Source organism: Pannonibacter sp. CBAS1226 (assembly GCF_055685825.1).
Window position 1 is genome coordinate 93,045 of record NZ_JBVOUO010000003.1, and the last position, 19,914, is coordinate 112,958.

Annotated in this window: 20 protein-coding genes; 10 read left to right on the forward strand and 10 right to left on the reverse strand. The window is 62.4% G+C overall.

Annotated features, from left to right (window positions below; translation table 11 throughout):
* Positions 1 to 61: 61 nt before the first annotated feature.
* Together AC0CMF_RS10590 and AC0CMF_RS10595 are read left to right on the forward strand one after the other, a co-directional pair.
* Entirely contained in the window at positions 62 to 871 is an 810-nt protein-coding gene (locus AC0CMF_RS10590; RefSeq protein WP_374629587.1) for a CDP-alcohol phosphatidyltransferase family protein, read from the forward strand.
* On the forward strand, positions 868 to 1,620 hold the full coding sequence (locus AC0CMF_RS10595; protein WP_208997373.1) for an FkbM family methyltransferase: 753 nt from the start codon (positions 868 to 870) through the stop codon (positions 1,618 to 1,620). The genes AC0CMF_RS10590 and AC0CMF_RS10595 overlap by 4 nt, the downstream gene beginning before the upstream one ends.
* A gap of 14 nt (positions 1,621 to 1,634) precedes the next feature.
* Here the strand turns inward: AC0CMF_RS10595 and AC0CMF_RS10600 are convergent, their stop codons facing one another.
* Positions 1,635 to 2,585, reverse strand: coding sequence for a lysylphosphatidylglycerol synthase transmembrane domain-containing protein (locus AC0CMF_RS10600; protein WP_094463378.1), 951 nt, complete (start codon positions 2,583 to 2,585; stop codon positions 1,635 to 1,637).
* A gap of 73 nt (positions 2,586 to 2,658) precedes the next feature.
* Here AC0CMF_RS10600 and AC0CMF_RS10605 point away from each other — a divergent pair, with 73 nt between their 5' ends.
* A complete protein-coding gene (locus AC0CMF_RS10605; protein ID WP_374629588.1) occupies positions 2,659 to 4,320 on the forward strand; it encodes an alkaline phosphatase family protein in 1,662 nt (553 codons plus the stop codon).
* A 57-nt stretch (positions 4,321 to 4,377) separates the two neighbouring features.
* Here AC0CMF_RS10605 and kce read toward each other — a convergent pair whose 3' ends face one another.
* From kce to AC0CMF_RS10635, 6 genes are all read right to left on the reverse strand, one after another.
* Positions 4,378 to 5,307: a 3,5-dioxohexanoate:acetyl-CoA acetone transferase gene (gene kce / locus AC0CMF_RS10610; protein ID WP_122520645.1), complete on the reverse strand. Its 930-nt coding sequence runs from the start codon at positions 5,305 to 5,307 to the stop codon at positions 4,378 to 4,380.
* A 101-nt stretch (positions 5,308 to 5,408) separates the two neighbouring features.
* Positions 5,409 to 6,359: a 3-hydroxyacyl-CoA dehydrogenase NAD-binding domain-containing protein gene (locus AC0CMF_RS10615; RefSeq protein WP_374629589.1), complete on the reverse strand. Its 951-nt coding sequence runs from the start codon at positions 6,357 to 6,359 to the stop codon at positions 5,409 to 5,411.
* Positions 6,360 to 6,376: 17 nt separating this feature from the next.
* Complete coding sequence (locus AC0CMF_RS10620; protein ID WP_374629590.1) at positions 6,377 to 7,672, reverse strand: TRAP transporter large permease; 1,296 nt, start codon at positions 7,670 to 7,672, stop codon at positions 6,377 to 6,379.
* 3 nt (positions 7,673 to 7,675) lie between these two features.
* The gene (locus AC0CMF_RS10625; RefSeq protein WP_374629591.1) at positions 7,676 to 8,173 is read right to left on the reverse strand and encodes a TRAP transporter small permease; all 498 of its coding nucleotides are present in this window, start codon (positions 8,171 to 8,173) and stop codon (positions 7,676 to 7,678) included.
* 86 nt (positions 8,174 to 8,259) lie between these two features.
* Positions 8,260 to 9,366 carry a C4-dicarboxylate TRAP transporter substrate-binding protein gene (locus tag AC0CMF_RS10630; protein ID WP_374629592.1) on the reverse strand — a complete coding sequence of 369 codons (1,107 nt, stop codon included), beginning with the start codon at positions 9,364 to 9,366 and terminating at the stop codon, positions 8,260 to 8,262.
* A gap of 261 nt (positions 9,367 to 9,627) precedes the next feature.
* The gene (locus AC0CMF_RS10635; RefSeq protein ID WP_374629593.1) at positions 9,628 to 10,563 is read right to left on the reverse strand and encodes a helix-turn-helix transcriptional regulator; all 936 of its coding nucleotides are present in this window, start codon (positions 10,561 to 10,563) and stop codon (positions 9,628 to 9,630) included.
* A 436-nt stretch (positions 10,564 to 10,999) separates the two neighbouring features.
* Between AC0CMF_RS10635 and AC0CMF_RS10640 the strand changes: the two genes are divergently transcribed.
* A complete protein-coding gene (locus AC0CMF_RS10640) occupies positions 11,000 to 11,335 on the forward strand; it encodes a zinc ribbon domain-containing protein YjdM (RefSeq protein ID WP_058900701.1) in 336 nt (111 codons plus the stop codon).
* A gap of 183 nt (positions 11,336 to 11,518) precedes the next feature.
* Here AC0CMF_RS10640 and AC0CMF_RS10645 read toward each other — a convergent pair whose 3' ends face one another.
* The gene (locus AC0CMF_RS10645; protein WP_374629622.1) at positions 11,519 to 12,598 is read right to left on the reverse strand and encodes a D-TA family PLP-dependent enzyme; all 1,080 of its coding nucleotides are present in this window, start codon (positions 12,596 to 12,598) and stop codon (positions 11,519 to 11,521) included.
* Positions 12,599 to 12,782: 184 nt separating this feature from the next.
* On the opposite strand from AC0CMF_RS10645, the gene AC0CMF_RS10650 reads away from it, so the two are divergent.
* The 6 genes from AC0CMF_RS10650 to AC0CMF_RS10675 all read left to right on the forward strand — a co-directional run bounded on the left by AC0CMF_RS10650 (position 12,783) and on the right by AC0CMF_RS10675 (position 17,047).
* The gene (locus AC0CMF_RS10650; protein WP_050474622.1) at positions 12,783 to 13,622 is read left to right on the forward strand and encodes a transporter substrate-binding domain-containing protein; all 840 of its coding nucleotides are present in this window, start codon (positions 12,783 to 12,785) and stop codon (positions 13,620 to 13,622) included.
* 75 nt (positions 13,623 to 13,697) lie between these two features.
* Entirely contained in the window at positions 13,698 to 14,360 is a 663-nt protein-coding gene (locus AC0CMF_RS10655) for an amino acid ABC transporter permease (protein ID WP_050474623.1), read from the forward strand.
* Positions 14,361 to 14,364: 4 nt separating this feature from the next.
* Entirely contained in the window at positions 14,365 to 15,030 is a 666-nt protein-coding gene (locus AC0CMF_RS10660) for an amino acid ABC transporter permease (protein WP_058899181.1), read from the forward strand.
* 11 nt (positions 15,031 to 15,041) lie between these two features.
* Positions 15,042 to 15,812 carry an amino acid ABC transporter ATP-binding protein gene (locus AC0CMF_RS10665; protein ID WP_050474625.1) on the forward strand — a complete coding sequence of 257 codons (771 nt, stop codon included), beginning with the start codon at positions 15,042 to 15,044 and terminating at the stop codon, positions 15,810 to 15,812.
* An 18-nt stretch (positions 15,813 to 15,830) separates the two neighbouring features.
* Complete coding sequence (locus AC0CMF_RS10670) at positions 15,831 to 16,220, forward strand: RidA family protein (RefSeq protein ID WP_050474626.1); 390 nt, start codon at positions 15,831 to 15,833, stop codon at positions 16,218 to 16,220.
* 20 nt (positions 16,221 to 16,240) lie between these two features.
* Positions 16,241 to 17,047 carry an IclR family transcriptional regulator gene (locus AC0CMF_RS10675; protein WP_050474627.1) on the forward strand — a complete coding sequence of 269 codons (807 nt, stop codon included), beginning with the start codon at positions 16,241 to 16,243 and terminating at the stop codon, positions 17,045 to 17,047.
* Between the two features lie 399 nt (positions 17,048 to 17,446).
* Here AC0CMF_RS10675 and AC0CMF_RS10680 read toward each other — a convergent pair whose 3' ends face one another.
* Positions 17,447 to 18,214, reverse strand: a complete 768-nt coding sequence (locus tag AC0CMF_RS10680; protein WP_058899182.1) for a metallophosphoesterase — start codon at positions 18,212 to 18,214, stop codon at positions 17,447 to 17,449.
* Positions 18,215 to 18,218: 4 nt separating this feature from the next.
* Positions 18,219 to 19,874, reverse strand: a complete 1,656-nt coding sequence (locus AC0CMF_RS10685; RefSeq protein WP_374629596.1) for an ABC transporter permease — start codon at positions 19,872 to 19,874, stop codon at positions 18,219 to 18,221.
* Between the last annotated feature and the right edge of the window lie 40 nt (positions 19,875 to 19,914).

The following is a 19,914-nucleotide window of genomic DNA, read 5'->3' on the forward strand; positions in this document are numbered from 1 at the left end:
CAGTTTGCGTATGATGCGAAAGTAAGCGGGATGCGCGTGCCGGGTTGCGGAGGGCCTGCCCATGGAATTGAGAGAGCCGGTGACAGGGCGGGCAGGATTGCCTGCAGATGCCGGGCGCCTGCAAGACGCGCCGCAAGCAAGCGCCATGGCGCGCCTCAGAGGTAATGTTCTTGCCGTTTTTGCGTGTGTTTTTGCGGTTTCTCTTGTCTTCTATGCGCTGGCCTCGCTGCAATTTGGGCTGGGGCTCGATGTGCCGCTGGCCGCATCCGCTGTGCTGCTGGCGGTGTTTGGTCTGGTGCTGCGCGGGCTGGTCCATCACCAGTTCCACAAATTCGGTGCGGCCAACACGGTGACGGCCATCCGCGCGGCGATGGTCAGCCTTGTTGCGGCAGTGGTGCTGTTTGCGGAGATGCACCGGGCCGGCGTTGAGGTTCACTGGGCGCTGGCCGGGCTTGCGGGCCTGGCGCTGGCTCTGGACGGGCTGGATGGCTATCTGGCGCGGCGTCTCCATCAGGAATCGGATCTTGGCGCCCGCTTCGACATGGAAGTGGATGCCTTCCTGATCCTGTGTCTTTCGGCTGCCGTGTGGCAGCTGGACAAGGCGGGTCCCTGGGTGCTGCTGATCGGGCTGATGCGCTATGGCTTCGTGCTGGCGCAATATGTGCAGCCTCGCCTTGCCGCACCGCTGCCACCGTCCTTCCGGCGCAAGCTGGTCTGCGTGGTGCAGGTGGCGGTGCTCTGTGTGCTGCTGCTGCCGGTCGTCACGGCGCCGTTATCTGTCTGGATCGCAGTGGTGGCGCTGGCTGCGCTCGCCTGGTCCTTTGCGGTGGACACGGCCTATCTGCTGCGCAAGCCGGAGGCTGGCCTTTGACCGGAAGGATCTCAGTCCGTGCCGCGCTGGGCCTTGCCCGTTCGCTTGTCATTTATTACGGCCAGCCCTGGCGGCGCCGGCAGTTGCGGCGCTTCTACCGCCCGCTCATTTCTCCCGGTGATCTCGTGTTTGATATCGGCGCCCATGTCGGCAGCCGCAGCGCCACGCTGCTGGGCCTTGGCGCCGAAGTGGTGGCGGTGGAGCCGCAGCCCGTCTTTGCCCGCATGATCGAGCGCCATCTCGCTCACCGCCTGCGCGGCTTCGAGACGGTGGCTGTGGGGGCTGAGGAAGGGGAGACAGTGCTGCACATCTCCAGCCGCCACCCGACGGTGACGACCATTTCGGACCGGTTCATCGATGGTGTGCGCGGGACGGAAGGTTTCCGCGACGTGGTGTGGGACAGCGAGATCCGCCTGCCAGTGACGACGCTGGACCGGCTGATCGAGCGCTATGGCCTCCCGGCCTTCTGCAAGATCGACGTGGAAGGCGCGGAAAGCGATATCCTGCGCGGCCTGTCGCAGCCTGTCCCTCTCTTGGCTTTTGAATATATCCCGGCCCTGCCGCAGGTGGCGCGCGAGGCGGTGGCTCTGCTGGAGAAGCTCGGCCCCTACCGCTTCAACCGGGTGGTGGGCGAGCGGCACCGCTTTGTCAGCGGCCACTGGGTGACAGGGGATGACGTGCTAGCGGAGATTTCAGGGCTGACGCCGGAAAGCCCATCGGGCGATGTCTATGCAAGGCTGGCGACCTGATGCGGCTGGCGGGATCAGCGTTTCTGGCGCAGCAGCTCCAGCGCCAGGAGAACGAGCCCCGGCAAGGCCGCTCCGGCCAGCGACAGCATCCCGTAGAGCAGGCTTGCCGCCAGCCCTTGCGCTGCGGTGAAGCCGAACAGCGGCCACAGGGCTGCTGCCGCAGCCTCCCGCGTGCCCCAGCCTCCAACACCCACCGGCACCAGCATGGTGAGAAGGCACAGCGGAATGATGGTGACCACTGCCAGAAGCGGCAGGCTGGCGCCCACCGCATCGGAGGCGATGAGGAAGGTCAGCACATAGCTGCCGGTGATCAGCAGGCTGAGACCCGCCTGCACGGCCAGCGCGCCTCTGGTCCAGAAGGCGGCACGCAGCGCCTGATGCGCCTCCGGCAGAAAACGGCGCAGGCGGGCGCGCAAGGCCGGGAAGAGCAGCGGCAGGGCGAGCGCAGCCGGCACAAGACCTGCAGCGGCGAGCCAGACGAGGGGCGATGCGGAGGGCGCGGAAACCTGCGGCAAGGCGGGGATGCTCCCCGCTGGCAGAACGAAGGCCCAGGCGAGGAGCCCGCCGCCCATGAGAAGCGCAAAGGCAAGCTGGCCGGACATCCGCTCCAGCGCCACGGCCGTGGCCGCCTGTTTCCAGCCGCCGTCCGCGCTGTCCTTCACCCGGTAGACCCGCGCCGCATCCCCCGCCATGCCGCCGGGCAGCAGCAGGTTGAGCGTGCCACCGAGGTAATATTCCCGGATGGCCGCGCCAAGCGGAATGGCATGGCCAAGGCGGGCAGCGGTGAAACGCCAGCGCAGCGCCGACAGCACGGTCTGAAACTGGACGAGCAGCAGCCCGGCCAGCAGATGGCCAGGGGGCGCCTTGGCAAGGGCCGCCGCGATGCTGGCCGGATTCAAGAGCGCAATGAGGCCAGCCAGAAGCGCCAGACCCGCAAGGGACGCAAGCAGCCTTATCTTGCGCAAGGGGAAGTCTCAGGCTGGCGGTCGGATGGGGCAGGGTACAAGCGTGGCTCCGGAACAAGAGAAGGCAGAGTGAATGACAGGCAATAGATGGAGCGGCAAGACCCCGAAGGCGAGGGACGGGCAGGGCGATGGCGGCAGCGCCGCATATCTGAAGCCCGTCGTGGCGCTGGCCGTGTTCCTTCTGGTCTTCATGATGGCCTGCAACCTGCCGGTGCGGCCGGGCGGCTACACGCTGGCCGCTTTCGCGCGGCTGCCCTTCGAGCTGCCGCTGGCGGGCCTTGCCTTGCTGCTGCTGCCGAGGTGGCTTGCCTATGTTGCGGCTGCGCTGGTGACGCTGCTGGTCTTCGTTCTGCTGTTCCTGAAGCTCGCCGACACCGGCGTGCAGATGGCTTTTCAGCGGCCGTTCAATCCCTATCTCGACATCAGGATGCTGGGTGACGGCTGGAACCTTCTGTCCGGCACCATCGGCACCTTCACGGCTGCGCTGGCGGTGGCTCTCGCCCTTGCCGTGCTTGCAGGAGTGATGGCGGCGTTCTTCTGGTCGGCAGTCTGCCTCATCCGCATGCGTGCCTCCTTGCGCCTGCCTGCGCTGGCTGGCTTTGCCATCCTGCTGGCGGGGGGGCTTGCGATGCTGGCCGCCAGCGGCAATGCCGGGTTCCAGAGCGCCAGCCTCGGTGAGCGGCTGAAGGTGGTGGCCCGTTCCATCGCTGATCTCAGCGCCTTTGAGGCCGAACTGGTGCAGCCTGCGGCCCTGCCGCCGCCCGAGCAGCTGTTCGCCCGTGTCCGGGGACGGGATGTGGTGCTGGCCTTCATCGAATCCTATGGCCGCAGCGCCATCGAGGACCCGCGCTATGCCCCGCTCACCGGCCCGCGCCTTGCCGCCGTTCAGGCCGAACTGGAGGGTGCGGGCTATGCCATGGCCAGCGGCTGGACCCGCGCGCCGACCGTGGGCGGGCTCAGCTGGCTCGCCCATGGCACGCTGCTGTCGGGCCTGTGGGTGGACAGTCAGGCGCGCTATGACCTGCTGATGCGCAGCGACAGACCGAGCCTCAACCGCATGTTCCGCGATGCCGGATGGCAGAGCGTGGCGGTGATGCCCGCCATCACCATGGACTGGCCGGAGTCTGCCTATTACGGCTATGACACGATGCTGGCGGCCAAGGACCTCGGCTACACCGGCAAGCCCTTCAACTGGGTGACGATGCCGGACCAGTATACGCTTTCGGCCTTCGACAGGCTGGCGCGCCTGCCCGCAGCGGCAGAGGGCAAGCCGGTGATGGCGGAAATCGCTCTCATCTCCAGCCACGCGCCGTGGACGCCGGTGCCCAGCCTCATCGACTGGGAGGATGCCGCGGAGGGCAGCAATTTTAACGCTCAGGCCGAAAGCGGCGACAGCCCGGCGGTGGTCTGGGCCGACCCGGAGCGGGTGCGCGATCACTACATCCGCACCATCGACTATGCGCTGGAAACCCTCGGCAGCTATATCGCCCGCTCGGACGGCGAGGCGCTCTATGTGTTTCTGGGCGACCACCAGCCGGCGGCGATCATCACCGGGCAAGGGGCCTCGCGCGCCGTGCCCGTCCATGTCGTCAGCCGCGACCGGGCGCTTGTCTCCCGCTTTCTCGAGCATGGCTTCACCCCCGGCATGACGCCCGCCGCCACACCGCAAGCAGGCCAGGAGCCGGGCATGGACGGCCTGCGCGATGTGCTGATCCGGGCGATGAGCGGAGAATGAAACTTCCCGCTCCTTCCGGGATGGGGCCGGAAGGAGCGGGCTCAGCGGTTGCCGCGATCAGAAGCTCACGTTGCTGCCGCCCTTGAGGGCGAGGCGTGTGCGGGCTTCGTCCGGCGTGGCAACTGTGAAGGACAGTTCTTCCAGGATGCGGCGGATCTTCATGACCTGCTGGGCGTTGGAGGTGGCGAGCTGGCGCGGGCCGATGTTGAGGCTGTCCTCCAGCCCGACGCGTACATTTCCGCCAAGCAGGGCGTTGTGGGTGCACAGGGGCATCTGCGCCCGGCCGGCGCCCAGCACCGACCATTCGATATCCTGCCCGAACAGCCGCTGAGCCGTGCGGATCATATGCAGCAGGTGGTCAGCCTCTGCCCCGACGCCGCCAAGAACACCGAGAATGAACTGCAGGAACAGCGGCGGCTCATAGATCTTGCGGTCGATGAAATAGGCCAGATTGTAGAGATGTCCGATGTCGTAGCACTCGAACTCGAAGCGGCAGCCGTGGCCCTTGCCGAGCCGGTTCATGATCGCCTCGATGTCCTCGAAGGTGTTCTTGAACACGGTGTTGCGGCCATTCTCCAGGAAGGGCTTCTCCCAATCGTACTTATAGTCCTTGATGCGGCCGGCACCCGCAAACAGGCCGTTGTTGATCGAGCCCATGTTGAGGGAGGTCATCTCGGGGCTGGCCGCTTCAGCGGCGGCCAGGCGCTCGTCGAGGCTCATGCCAGGCCCGCCGCCGGTGGAGATGTTCACCACCGCTGCCGTCTGCTGCTTGATGCGGGGCAGGAACTGGGCAAACACGGCAGGGTCTGCGGTGGGCCGCCCGTCTTCCGGGTCACGGGCATGCAGGTGGATGATCGAGGCGCCTGCCTCCGCTGCTGCGACGGATTCCTCCGCAATCTGGCTGGGGGTGATGGGCAGATGGGGCGACATGGACGGGGTATGCAGCGAGCCTGTAATGGCGCAGGTGATGATGACGCTTTTGGACATGCATGTACCTTTCCGGAAAAGCACCGCCCTTCCGGTGCCATGCGCATGGGCTTGGCCGGTTCTGGCGGATAGGGGAGTGAAAAGCAGGAAGCGGGTCTGGCTCAGGGCCCGGCTGGCGGACTGGCCTCAAGCTCAACGAGCAGCCGGCGCAGCGCGGCGATGCGGGCATCGCGCTCCCGCCGCTCTGCGGGAATACGGTCTTCCGGCACATCGCGGCGCATGGCTGTACCGATCCGGCTGATGAGGCCGTCAGACCATGGGTGAGCGGGCCTCAGATCCTGCAGCACGGGCTCCAGCGCCGCACGGTAACTGGTGAAGGAGCCCTCGATGCCACCGGCAGCATTCAGGTGGCTGTTGGCGAAAATACCGATCGATGCCCAGCGGAGTCCCAGGCCATGGCGTATCGCAAGGTCGATGGCATCAGGCTCGCAGATGCCCTTGTCCACCAGATGCATGGCCTCGCCCAGCACGGCAAACTGCAACCGGTTCAGCACAAATCCGGGAACTTCCTGGGCCAGATGAATGACCTTGTGTCCCGCCTGTGTCAGCACGCGCTCCATTGTCTGCAAGGCTTCCGGCGCGGTGAAGGGAGCGGGCACAAGCTCGCTCACCGGGATCAGGTGTGGCGGCAGCAGGGGGTGGACAATCAGGCAGGCTTGTGCATTGGGAAGGCCCTCGAAGAGTGCGGAGGGCAGGAAGGTTGAGGTGGAACTGGCGATGATGGCCGCCGGTGCCAGCGGGCGGAGCTGGCGGTAAAGCGCCTGCTTGGTGCCAAGGTCCTCGCGGATGCACTCCTGGATGATTGCGGCGCTGATGGCGGCCTCTTCCAGCGTCTCCGTGATCAGCACCTCTCCCGGTTGGTTCTTGTGTCCATGCAGGGCAGCGAGCTCTGCCAAGGCCGCCTTGATCCGGGCAGGGGCTGCTCCACGGGTTGCCTCATCCCGATCGTAGACAAGCACCCGGTGCCCGGCGAAGGCGAAGAGCGCGGCCCATGATGTGCCGATCAGGCCGGCACCGATGATGGCAATGGTTTCTCTTGTCCTGTCCGCCATGTGTTCGTCTCCGTTCCTCAGCCAATCAGGGGCATGAAGACATTGCGCGTTGCAATCATCAGCAGGACGATGACCGCGTCGGCGGCGAGGAACCAGAGCGTGCCGCGGAAGATCTGTTCCAGCGATACGGCCCGCCCCGTCACGCTGTTGATGACGAAGACATTGAGCCCGACCGGCGGCGTGATCATCCCGATTTCCAGGAGCTTGGCGACAAGAATGCCGAACCAGATGGTCGGAATGCCTGCGGCAACCGTCAGCGGCAGCAGGATCGGCAGCGTCAGCAGCATGGCGCCGATGGGCTCCAGGAACATGCCGAGCACAAGATAGATGCCCGCGATCATCAGCAGCAGCGCCAGCTGGCTGAGTTCCATCGCAGCGACCCAGTCGCCGATGGCGGTGGTTACGCCGGTGAGGGCAATGAAGCGGGTGAAGGCGTTGGCCCCCGCGGCCACCAGTGCCAGGCTGGCCATGCCGACGAGCGTGTCCACGGCACTGGAAACAAGCGCCTGCCGGGTCAGCTTGCGCCGGGCAAAGCCGATGAGGACAGTCAGCATCGCGCCAACGGCGCCAGCTTCCGTTGTGGTGAACCAGCCCGCAAACATGCCGCCGAAGATGCCGAGGATGAGGATGAGAACCGGCCAGACCTCCACCAGGGCGGCCAGCCGCTCTGCCCGTGGCGGAATGGTGCCGCGCGGCAGCAGGCCCGGACGGGCTACGGCAATGCCGATCACCACCAGCGAATAGATGGCCAGCGTGGCAAGCCCGATCAGCAGGCCGCCGAAAAACAGCGAGATGATGGATACCTGCGCCTGAATGCCGAAAAGGATGAGGATGATGCTCGGCGGGATCAGGGCGCCGATGGTGCCCGCTGCCGCCACCGATCCGCTGGCGATGCGCGGGTCATAGCCGCTCTTCAGCATTTCCGGGATGGCGATGCGGCCCATGGCGGCGGCACAGGCGATGCTGGAGCCAGTAACGGCAGCAAAGCCGCTGGCGCCGAAGATCGAGGCCACCGCAAGGCCTCCGGGCAGGGCGCCAAGCCATGCCCTTGCGGCTGCAAACAGGCCGCTGGTCAGCCCGGCGTGATAGGCCACGAACCCCATGAACAGGAACAGCGGTACGGAACTGAGCGTCCAGCTGGCGGCAAAGCCATAGGGCACCGTCGAGAAAATGCCGAAGGCCATGCGGCTGCCGAAGGCAAGCCACAGCCCGCCGAAGGAGACGGAGAACAGCGCCACAGCGATGGGAACGCGGATGGCAATGAGCACGAGCACCAGAACGATGCCACTGATGCCGATGAAAAGCGGGTCCATCTTCTATCTCACTTCCGCAATGCCGGTTTCCGCATCCTGAGGCGCGGGGGGAAGGGCGAGGGCGATGACAAGCAGGCCGAAGGACAGGGGCACCAGCCAGTAGCAGGGCCAGACCGGGATCTCGATGGTTCCGGCCAGGGCATAGGCCTTGACCCGTGTCTTGGTCATCGCATCCAGAAACGTCCGCCAGGTGATCAGCCCGTAAATGATGATGGCGAGCAGGCGGGCGAAGAGATCTGCCGCGCGTTTCAGCACGCGGGGCAGGGAACTGTAGAGAAACGTCGCCTCGATGTTGCGCCCCTGCCGCTGCACCAGTGCAGCGGGCAGGAAGCTGAGCGCGACCATGTAGTAGTTGGAAACGATTTCGACCGTTCCCGGCAGCGGCAGTCCGGCGGTGGTGCGCAGGGCCGCATCCAGGCAGATCTGCAGGATCATCAGGGTAATGATGGTGACTCCGGCGCCGATCGTCACCGATGACAGGAGCTTGTCGATCTGTCGCATGCGTGTCTCGTGTCCGGTGTGGCCGCTCCCGTGAGGAAGCGGCGCACGTTTGGTTCTTGGTGATTTTTCAGAGCGTAGCCCGAGGCTCAGTTGGGATACTTGGCGAGGTCCACCTTGTCCCAGATCTCGCTCTGCAGCAGCGCCACATAGGCCTCTTCCGTGGTGCCTTCCTCAACGAGGCCGTTCCATTTTTCAACGAGGGCCTGATAGCGGGCAATCTTGGCCTCCGCATCCTTGATGCCTTTGTCCGTCAGGCGTTTGGGCAACTCGTGCAGGTCCTTCTCGACGAAGGCCTTGTTGGCCTCCACCAGATTGTCTGACGGCTCGATGATCTCAATGCCATCCGCCTTTGCCTTTTCCAGCGAGGCCTTCACCGAGTCCTCGAAGCGGTAGAGGATGGCAGCTGCTCCGTACTGGGCTGCCTCGACAAACTGCTTGCGCTCTTCCGGGGAAAGGCCGCTCCACAAATCAGCGCGCATGCTGAACGGGCTGACGCCGTTGAACGTGCCCTGATTGATCAGGGTGATCGACTTGATGACCTCGAAGAGATTGTAGGACTTCAGATCCTGAGGCGTGTTGTAATGCGCCTGCACGACGCCCTGGCTCATGGCTTCGAAGATTTCCGGCGCCGGAAGCTGCACCGGAATGGCACCCATCGCCTCGGCCCAGCGGGTGAAGGCGGCCCCGCCGGTTCGGATACGAAGGCCCGTCAGGTCTGCGGTGTCACGCACCGGCTTCAGCGTCAGCAGTTGATAGGCAGGAGTGGCGGAGCCCGCCAGATAGACCTCGCCCGCCCGGTCAAATTCGGCAAGGCATTCCTGGCAGGTGAGGATGTATTCCAGCGAGGCGGCCGACGACGCGCGGCCATTGGTGCCGATCAGGGCGAGTTCCGAAGGCAGGTTTGCCTCGACGAACTCAGCCGGGAAATAGGGCATTAGCACCGAGCCGATATCCACCATGCCGGACTGCAGGCCGGACACCATTTCTGCCGGGCTGACGAGACCGGATGGGAAGTCCTTTCCGGTGAAATTGCCGCCTGTTAGCTCTTCGAGCTTCTTCAGGAAGACCTTGTAGCCTTCCGCATTGACGTGGTTGGGGCCGAAGCCGCTGCTTGTGCGAAGTTCCGTGGCCGACAAGGCCGGAGTTGCGGTCAGTCCTGCAAGTATCAGCGCGCCGATCAGTGTTTTGCGCATCAGAAACCTCCTCCCGAAGTTCTGTCTGGATGATGCGGCGACGATTGCAAACCTCCCACGGGTCAGCAAGCGCGGCTGATGTGCCGTTTCACGCCGGCTGTGCCGGTTTCCGCTGGGTTCAGGCGAGCAACCGCTATTCCTCTCAAAATTGCGAGCTTGTGGAAAGCTGCCCCGGTAGAGGCCGGAACACCCGGCTGGCGGCGGAAAAGCCGTACACTCGTCTGTCAAACCGCAAGGGAGCGAGGGCACGGCACCCGCCTTTCAGCCTGTGCCGTGTTCCGAAGGACTGTGCCCGAAATGGCGGCGGAAGGCGCGGCTGAAGGCGGCCGGGTTGGAATAGCCCGTCCGGCGGCCGATTTCGCTCACGGGAAGATCCGTGTTCTGCAGCATGTCTTCGGCTGCGGCCATGCGGATTGACGTCAGATATTCGGAGGGCGTGACGCCGTAGTGCTGGCGGAAGGCCTTGAGCAGGCTGTCTTCGCTGACACCCGCACGCCGGGCGATGTCCGGCAGCTTCACCTGTCCGGCATATTCCATCCGCATCATTTCTGCGGCGGTCAGCGCTGAGCTGACCTCATCGTTGCTTGCGGCGGGTTGCGTTGTTCTGGCAGACAGAAGCTCATAGGTCTGGGCAAGGATTTCCAGCGACTGGCCGTAAAGGCTGAGCCGCCGCAGAAAACCGGACTGGCGGCCCTCCAGCAGCGAGGCCGTGAGCCGTCCCACAGCCAGCGGCAGCGGGTGATTGGCCACCGAAAAGCGGTGCTGCACATGGCAGGAGGTGTGAAACGTCCGCAGCAACTCACCCGGGCTTTCGTCCAGGTCCGAGGCAAGGTCCGACAGTTTGTCCGGGTCGAGCCAGATCTGGATCACCCGGTGCCGGGTGGGCCGTGTGAAGGTGACGAGCTGATGATGCCTGCCTTCCAGCGCGAAGATCCGCAGGCTTTCGCCACGCGCATCCGCATCGCCACGCCGGAAATAGGAGCTGGCGAAATTGCCGTGATGCATGCAGGAAATGTTGATGCCCGACTGTTCGACCTTCATCCAGCCAGGCGTCTCGATCGTCAGGTCAACGAGCCGCAGCATCAGGCCGGGGGCTATCTTCTCGTCCCAGAACCGGCTCTTGCGCAGGCTGGGCTCGATGCTGCTGGAACAGAAAACCCGCGCTCCGTCCGGATTGCCGTCTATGACGAAACTCACCCTCTCATCCTCCCAGATCAGCGAGTTTTCAATTTCGGAACAGTGTTTTTCTTATGCTTGACTAGACCGCCTGTCATTGCAGCAGGAGATCTTATACCAATGCTCGATGAGCTTGACTCATCGAGCATTGGTTAAGCCCGTGCGGCGCTTGAGCATTTTCAAGGCGTGATGCGTCAGCATCGAAAGCCTTGATATTACTGTTCTTGAGACAAGGATTACGGAAAACTACAGACCTGTCCAGCCTGGATGCAGGAGAGCGGGTTTCTGCCAGCTTCCGAGGGGCCTGTCTCGTCATGGCTGGGTCAGGTCCGTGCAACGCCAAAGTCTTTCCAGGGCTTGATGTGCCGGGGGCGGCGGCAGCATATCCTGCAGCCCGGCCGACGTACGGGAAAACCCTGATGTTGCCATCTGCCGGACCGGGGCCTATACCCCGGCCATGGACACTTTGCCCCCTTGCCCCGAATGCCGCTCTACCTTCACCTATGAAGTGGAAGGCACCCTGACATGCCCCGAATGCGGGCATGAATGGCCGCTGGCCGCCGCCGCCGAGGCGGGCCTTGAAGTGCGCGACAGCGTCGGCAACCTGCTCGCCGATGGCGACACGGTGACCCTGATCAAGGACCTGAAGCTCAAGGGCTCTTCCAGTGTCCTCAAGATCGGCACCAAGGTCCGCGGCATCCGCCTCGCCGACAGCGACCACAACATCGACTGCAAGATCCCCGGCATCGGCCCGATCGGGTTGAAGTCCGAGTTCGTCAAAAAGGCGACGTGAGGGGCCGAGGCTTTCCGTCTTCCGGTTTCCGGATGTGTTTTTGAAGCTGCCTTTGTGCCGGTGATGCCGGTGCGGGGCGGCTTTCTTGTTTTCGGACGGCGGCGCGGGGTGCAGTTACGGTTCTCTGCATGAGGTTGACCGTGGAAACCTGCTGTCAGAAAGGAGATTTTGGGCTTCCTTATGTCAGACGATTTTTCCGCGCGCGGCCACCGGAAGCAGTTCAGGGACGGGCCGTCCGGCTCCGATTGCCATTACATGGTCCACCATATTGGTGACCACACAAGCATGGTTCGGCACGATGCGTAGCCGGTCGCCGACGGACAGGCCAATATTGCCGGAACTGACGAGGCGGCCATGCTCTTCCGACAACTGATCTATCAAAATATCATCGCGGCCCAGCACATGACCATAACCATTGAGACCGAGGAGGTCTGAGGTCAACGTCTTCGATCCTGCATCGATGATTGCCCGGTTCGGTGCCGGGACGGAGACAACGGTGGCGAGTACGGTCAAGGCGCAATCATCCCAGCCGCAGACGCCGCGCGTGACAAGGGACCTGTCGTTATAGACATAGGTTCCGGGGCGGTACTCGGTCGTTACCGGTGCTTCTGCCGCATGCATCATTGAGGGCGTGCCACCCGACGTGATCACCGGCACGGCAATGTCTTGCGCCTCAATCCGGGCTTTCGCCTCCGCCATGAAACGCTCCACTGCTACCTCCCCGCCTGCTGGCGGATAGGTCATGAGGCCGCCGAAGACGAGGCCTGGCGATCTATGTATGTGTGCAGCAAGATCCGCCGCCACAGCAGGTGAGACAACCCCGCAGCGATTGGCGCCGGTGTCGCATTCCACCAGCACGGTAAGCGGCTGGGGCCCGTCCTGAAAAATACGGGCAAGGCCGTCAGCGACAGCCTGACTGTCGGCCACCACGGAAAGCTTCACTTTCGTCGCCAGTGCCTTCAGGTGTGCAAGCTTTTCGGTGCCAACGATGTTGTAGGTGATCAACACGTCGGTGACAGCGGCACTGCCAGCGATCATGGCTTCGGCTTCCGAGACTTTTTGGCACGTAATGCCGGCCGCACCAGCAGCCAGTTGCATCTCGGCCACAAGGGGCAGCTTATGCGTTTTGATATGAGGCCGGACTTTCAAGCCGTGCCGGTCCGCATAATCCTGAAAGCGCTCGATATTGGCTTGGGCGATATCGAGGTCGATCAGGACGGCAGGGGTGTTGGCGGCGGCGATGTCTGACGGCGAAAACGGCATGAAATCCTCGATACTCGCAAATGCTGCATTGCCAAAAATTGCGCCGCTCTCCAGCACTGCATCAATTATTGGCCATGCCTATTGACAAGACATCCTCCATGGGAGTTGATATGTCAATCCGATAAAACAGACATATGTCCAGTATATTGGATTTAAAAGAAACGCATAATCCTAGGGGAACATCATGACCATGTCCTGTCGCGCCGGCATTGTGTTGCTGGTCGCAGCCTCCTTCCTTTCCACCCCGGCTCTTGCCAATGGCAGCAAGCTTGATGAGGTCCTGGCGCGTGGCCATCTCGTCCTTGGTACCGGCAGTACGAATGCGCCCTGGCACTTCAAGAGTGCCGATGACAAGCTGCAAGGCTTCGATGTCGATATGGGCCGCATCGTCGCTAAGGCGCTGTTCGGGGACCCGGACAAGATCGAGTATGTCAACCAGTCCTCCGATGCCCGCATCCCCAACATCACCACCGGCAAAGTGGATCTGACCTGCCAGTTCATGACGGTGACCGGCGAGCGTGCTCAGCAAATCGCTTTCACCATTCCCTACTATCGCGAAGGCGTTGGCCTGATGCTCAAGGCTGACGGCAAATATGCCGACTACGCGGCACTCAAGGCTGCCGGCTCATCCGTTACAATTTCGGTCCTGCAGAACGTCTATGCCGAAGCCATGGTCCACGCCGCATTGCCGGAGGCCAATGTCGACCAGTATGAATCTGTCGACATGATTTACCAGGCACTGGAGGCCGGCCGTTCAGATGCCGCCGCCACTGACCAGTCCTCGCTTGCCTGGTACATGACTCAGAACCAGGGCCGCTACAAAGATGCAGGCTATGGCTGGAACCCGCAGACATATGCCTGCGGCGTCAAGCGCGGCGACCAGGATTGGCTGAACTTCGTCAACACCGCGCTCCACGAAGCGATGACCGGCGTCGAATTCGACTTCTACGCCAACTCCTACAAGACCTGGTTCGGTAAAGAACTGGAGCCACCGCAGATCGGCTTCCCGGTCGAGTACAAGTGAGCCCCGGCTTGTTTCATTGGGACGGAGGGCTGTTGCCCTTCGTCCATTCTGACACCGCTATGGCAGGATGACGCCGTGGGCTACTCGCTCAATTTCGCCGCCGTGTGGCGGAGCTTCGACCAACTTCTGGAAGGCCTGCTGCTCAGTCTCGGCCTGGCTTTCGTTTCCATTCTGATCGGCGCACTGATCGGCCTCTTTGCCGCCTTCGCGCTGATCTCCAAGAGCAACTGGGTCAAAGCCCCAGCTGCGGCTTATGTCACAATCATCCGTAACCTGCCGATCCTCGTGCTGGTCCTGTTTGCCTATTTCGCGCTGCCGCAAATAGGTGTCCGGCTTGGCAAGATGGAGAGCTTCGTTGCGGTGCTCGCGATCTATTCGGGGGCCTATCTCGCCGAAGTGTTTCGCGCCGGGCTGTTGTCTATTCCCAAGGGGCTTACCGAAGCCGGGCTGGCCATCGGATTGACACCGATGCAGATCCGCAAGTCGATCATCGCACCGCTGATGTTCCGCAACGTGCTGCCGTCACTGTCGTCGACGATCATCTCACTGTTCAAGGACACGTCGCTTGCAGCCGCCATCGCGGTTCCTGAACTGACCTTCGAGGCGCGCAAGATCAATGTCGAGACCTTCCGCGTCATCGAGACCTGGATCGTCGTGTCGGGTCTCTACGTCGCCACTTGTTCCGTGCTTGCAGCGCTGATGCGTGCCGCCGAGCGCCGCCTAGCCGTTCCGAGGTGATGTGATGACGGACTTTTCCGCGTTTTTCGAACAGGTCTGGCTGGCCCGCACCGTAATCCTCAAGGGTCTCGGCGTCACCGTGTCGATCTCGCTGCTGGCGATCATGGCAGGCTCCATGCTGGGTGTCTTCGTGGGTCTGTCGCTGGTCTACGGCAACAAGGCACTGCGCTTCGTCGTGCGCGCCTACACCGACTTCATCCGGGGAACACCGGTGCTCGTGCTGGTTCTGGCGAGTTATTATGTGCTGTCGACCATCGGCATCAAGCTCGGCCCCTTCCAGGCCGGTGTGCTGGCACTGGCAATCTTCTGCTCGTCGCATGTGGGTGAGATTGTTCGTGGCGGTTTGCAGGCTATCCCAAGAGGCCAGACGGAAGCCGCCAAGGCGATCGGCCTGACCTTCAGCCAAACCTTTGTCTATGTGCTCTGGCCGCAAGCGTTACGGCAATTCCTTCCCGCCTGGGTCAATACTGCTGCCGAAATGGTCAAGGCCTCGACGCTTCTCTCGGTCATCGGGGTCGCTGAACTTCTTTTGCGTACCCAGGAGATCATCTCCCGCAACTTCATGAGCCTGCAATTCTATTTTTTAGCTGGCCTCCTTTATTTAGTCGTCAACTACAGCATCGAGCGCTTCGGTAAATATGTCGAGCGCAAGACCGCCGTTCCGTCTTAAGGCTGCATGTCATGAGCAAGGTACTTCTCGAAATCCAGGGGCTGCGTAAGCAATATGGTCCGCTCGAAGTCTTGAAGGGTGTCGATTGCACAATGCGCGAGGGCGAGGTGATTTCGATCATCGGTTCGTCGGGCTCCGGAAAGACCACGATGCTCCGCTGCATCAATATGCTGGAGGAATTCCAAGGCGGTCATATCCGGCTCGCCGGAGAAGAGATCGGTTATGAATATGCTGGCGCCGCCCGCAGGCGGAAGAGCGAAAGAGAAATCGCCCGCCAGCGCGCCATGACCGGCATGGCCTTCCAGCAATTCAACCTCTTCCCGCACATGACGGCGCTGCAGAACGTGATGCTTGGCCTTGTCAAGGTCAAGAAGATGAGCCGTGACGAGGCACATGCCGTCGGCGAGAAGTGGCTCGACCGCGTCGGGCTCGCCTCGCGTGGCGGCCACTATCCCGGGCAGCTCTCGGGCGGCCAGCAGCAGCGTGTTGCAATCGCTCGCGCCATCGCGATGGCGCCGCAGCTGATGTTGTTCGACGAGGTGACGTCAGCGCTCGATCCGGAACTGGTCGGTGAAGTGCTGCAGGTCATCAAGGGGCTCGCGGCCGACGGTATGAGCATGCTGCTCGTGACCCACGAGATGCGGTTCGCCTACGAGGTCTCCAGCCGCGTGATCTTCATGAACCAGGGCGTGATCTGCGAGGAAGGCGATCCGAAGGAAATGTTCATCCGGCCGAAGACCGAGAGGCTGGCCGAGTTTTTAAAGACATCCAGCTTCAACTAAAAGAAAAGAGAGAATGATATGACGATCAAACGTTACGGCGCAGGCGAAACCGGCGCAGGCGGACAGCCCCTTCCTTTCGCGCGTGCCGTCGAAGCGAATGGATGGCTTTACGTTTCCGGGCAGGTGCCGATGGAGAAGGGCGAGATTGTGCGCGGCGGCGTCGTCGCCGAGACCCGCAAGGCGATCGAAAACCTGATTGCCATTCTGCATGAGGCCGGTTACGGCATCGAAGATGTGGTTCGTGTCGGCGTCTGGCTCGACGACCCGCGTGACTTCTGGAGCTTCAATGGTGTGTATGCCGAGTACTTCGGTGCCAACCCGCCAGCTCGCGCTTGTGTTCAGTCGCGGATGATGGTCGATTGCAAGGTAGAGGTCGACTGCGTGGCCTATCGCGCCGACCGCGCCTGACGGAAATTCTGGAGAAAAGCATGACCGAGGCGGCAGCCGATACGGTATCGCGGCGGACGAGGGGACTGGATCGGGCCTTCGAGATCCTGGAGTTCCTTCGCGTGAAGCGGCAGCCCATGCGGCCGAACGAGATCGCGATTGAGATCGGCGCTCCCCGCTCGTCGGTTTATGAGCTGGTCAACCTGCTGCTCAGCCACGGCATGCTTGAACACCAGGGTGGTGACGGCCGGGTCTTCCTCGGCCGCCGCCTCTACTTTCTCGGCACAGCCTATGCTGAGCAATTCGACCTGATGCGTGAATGCGACCGTATGCTGGTACGGCTGGCCGAGGAAACCCGCGAGACAGCACAGATGTGTCTGCTCGAAGGTTGCAAATACACTGTTGCAATGATGCGTGAAGGCATCCGGCCCTTCCGTATTTCTTCCAATGTCGGCGAACTGGTCTCCATCGCCTGGACAGCGTCTGGCCGCTTGCTCGTTTCCCATTTGAGCGACCAGCAGATCCTCGACCTCATTCCGCCGGAGGATTTTGTTCTGCCGAGCGGCCGGCGCATGGAGCCTTCGGATTTCATTGCACAGGTTCGCCAGGCAAGCCGCGACGGTTTCTTCACCTTCAATAGCGAAGTGGAGAATTTCACCCATTGCTTCGCTGTCCCGGTTTTCCAGGCTGACGGGGCCTGTATCGCGACCCTGTGTCTTGTCACCCCCCGGGAAGACGGTTTGCGCAATCGCGCGGCTTATCTCGAAAGCCTGCTGAAGGCCGCCAACGAAATCTCCGAGAAGCTCGGTTTCCATAGCGAGCGGGCCAAGCTCACCATCGCTGGCTGATCCAATCTTGCAGATCCGGGGAGCCCTCACTTCTCCGGCATCACCGTTGTTCCTCTATCTTCGCAGCCAAACAGCACATCTTTACCGGCCTGGGTTCAGGGGCAAGCGATTGCATCCGGATACAAGCAAAAGCAGAACAAGCTGGCTGGGTTTGTTGCGGCAAAGCGTCAGATTGTAACGAAGCGGTGCTGCGCTCCCGCCGGATTGTGGCAACGAACGGGGGCGGGGATAGCAGAGCCTGCTTCCACTGCATTCTCAAGGGGCGGGAAGCTGACTGTAATACCAAGGCTTTCGATGCTGACGCATCACGCCTTGAAAATGCTCAAGCGCCGCAAGGGCTTAACCAATGCTCGATGAGTCAGGCTCATCGAGCATTGGTGTAAGGTCACGCAGCTCCAGTCAAACAGGTTCTTCCGAACTTTTTGCAAGCGTTATCTGATGACTGACAAAACCGTCCGGTCCAGCGATATGAAGATCGAACGCCGCAGCCATGGGAACGGGTTTGTGAGGTTCCGCGCCGGATAGCGACAAGCTAAGGCCATGGCCGATTGCGGGGGCTGTGCTGGCAAGGCATCCGGCCCAGACCGTTTGAATTGCGCGATGGCTATGCCCTGCGATGATACGGCACACGCTGCTGTTCTCGATCAGGCGCGCAAGAGCATTCGCGTTGTGAAAGCCTGGGCTGTCGATATGGGGCGCTCCGGTTGAAAAAGGCGGGTGGTGGAGCGCCAGGAGCAACGGCTCTTGCGACGAGCCAATGATGTCTGCGAGCCAGTCCAGCCGCGCGGCATCGAGGCCGGGACGGCCATCTGGCAAAGTGCTGTCCAACGCGACCAGCCGCAGACCGGCAATCCGGGCTGTATAGCTCAAATGACCGGGCGCAAATGGAACCCAACCATCGAAAGCTGTTCGAAAGGCCACTGGGTCGTCGTGGTTGCCCGGCAATGGCCAAAGCGGCACCGGGGTCTGATGCAGGACCGATAGCGCATGCGCGTAGCCTCTCGCGCTGCGGTCGATGATGTCTCCGGTCAGCACAATCGCGTCCGGACGGGGATCCATCGCGGCGATTGTCGAAAAGGCCATTTGGAGCGTTGCTTCCGGGTCGTGAAGCGGATCTTTCCCATCATCACGCAAATGCAGGTCGGTCAGCTGTGCGATCAAGGCCATGGGCTTAGCCCGAGAATGCGCTGCTGCCCTGCCGCGCAAGCCAGAGGTTGACCGCCAGCAGGATGCCCGAGGTGATGGTGATCGCAATGACGCTCATTGCCATTCCGGTCTGGACCGAGCCTTGCTCGAACTGCGAAAAGACGAAAGTGCCGACAGTCCGCATTCCGGCGGGCGCAAGCATGATCGACGCTACCAGCTCGCGCGAGGCGATGGCAAAGACCAGCATCATCGCCGCGATCAGTGAAGGCGCCATAAGCGGCAGCGTGACATGTCTGAGCGCCTGTACCTGGCTGGCTCCTGCCACGCGGGCTGCATCGTCAAGCGAACCCGATATCTGCCGCAAGCGCGCAACGGCATAGCGGATCGGGTAGGGCAGCAGAATGCCGGTATAGGCGATCAGCAGGATCATGGCCGTGCCATAGAGCGAGACAGGCAGGTACGGTGAATTCCAGAACAGGATGATGCCCACCGCGAGCACGATGGCAGGGATCGCATTGGGCAAGACCGACAAACCGTCCATGATCGCCCGTCCGCGCCCGGTTCCGCGCACCACGATATAGGCGACGAGTCCCCCAATGGCGGCGCTTGCGAATGCCGTCAGAACGGCCAGCCAGCCGCTCGTGATCAGCGCCTGCGTGGCGCGGCTGCCGGCGCGAAAGAGCGGCTCGTAGTGGCGCAGGTCGAAATTCGACCAGCGCAGCCCGCCCGAGATCGTGCCCGTGACCGAGGTGACCGCAATCGCGGCAAGCGGGATCACCACGCCGATCAGGGCTACAAGCGCAAACAGCCCCAGCACGGGCCAGCGCCAGTGTCCGAGACCCGCCTTATCCAGATCCGCAGGCTTGCCGGTCTGGCTGATGTAGGAGCGCCGGGTGGCGATCCAGTTCTGCAAGATGAAAGCCGCGAGCACCATCGCCATCAGCAGAACGGAGCCGAGCGCCGCGCCCGACAGGTCGATGGGCCAGTCCGACAGGCGCGTGTAGATACCAGTTACCAGCACCTCGAAGCCCGTGCGCGCGGCCAGGGCGGCGGGGGTGCCGAATTCCTCGATCGACATGGCAAAGACGATCAGCATGCTCGCGGCAATTGCCGGGATCGACAGTGGCAAGGTAATCAGAAAGAACGCTTGCAAGGGTTTTGCCCCATGCACGCGGGCTGCCGAAGCAAAGCGCCCGCCGACCATTTCCAAAGCGCGGCTGACCGCGAAATAGACCAGCGGAAACAGGTTCAGCGTCATCACGAAGGCCACGCCCGTGAAGCTGAACAGGAACCGCCCCATGTCGAAGCCCGCAAGCTGAAACAGATAGCCGCGCGGCTGAAGGATCATCATCCATGCAATCGCGGCAATGAAGGGCGGGATCAGGAACGGGATCAGGAACACCACATCCCAGATCCGCGCACCGGGCACATGAAACAGACCGCGCAGGATGCCGATGGGCAGCCCGAAGATCAGGCAGCCCATCATCACCGAAAAGGCCAGCATGAGCGTATTGCGGGCCTGCATCAGCAGCCGGTCGTTTTCGGTCAGGATGACCAGTTTCGAAAAGGCCCCCACGAAAGATCCGCGTGCAAAGTCGGGAAAGACCGCCTGCAGCAGGATGAACAGCACCGGCAGCCCGACAAGGATCACGAGCGCGGCGGCGGCGATAAAGGTCAGCAATGATTGTCCGCGCGCCATGAACAGGCCTTTGATACATAAA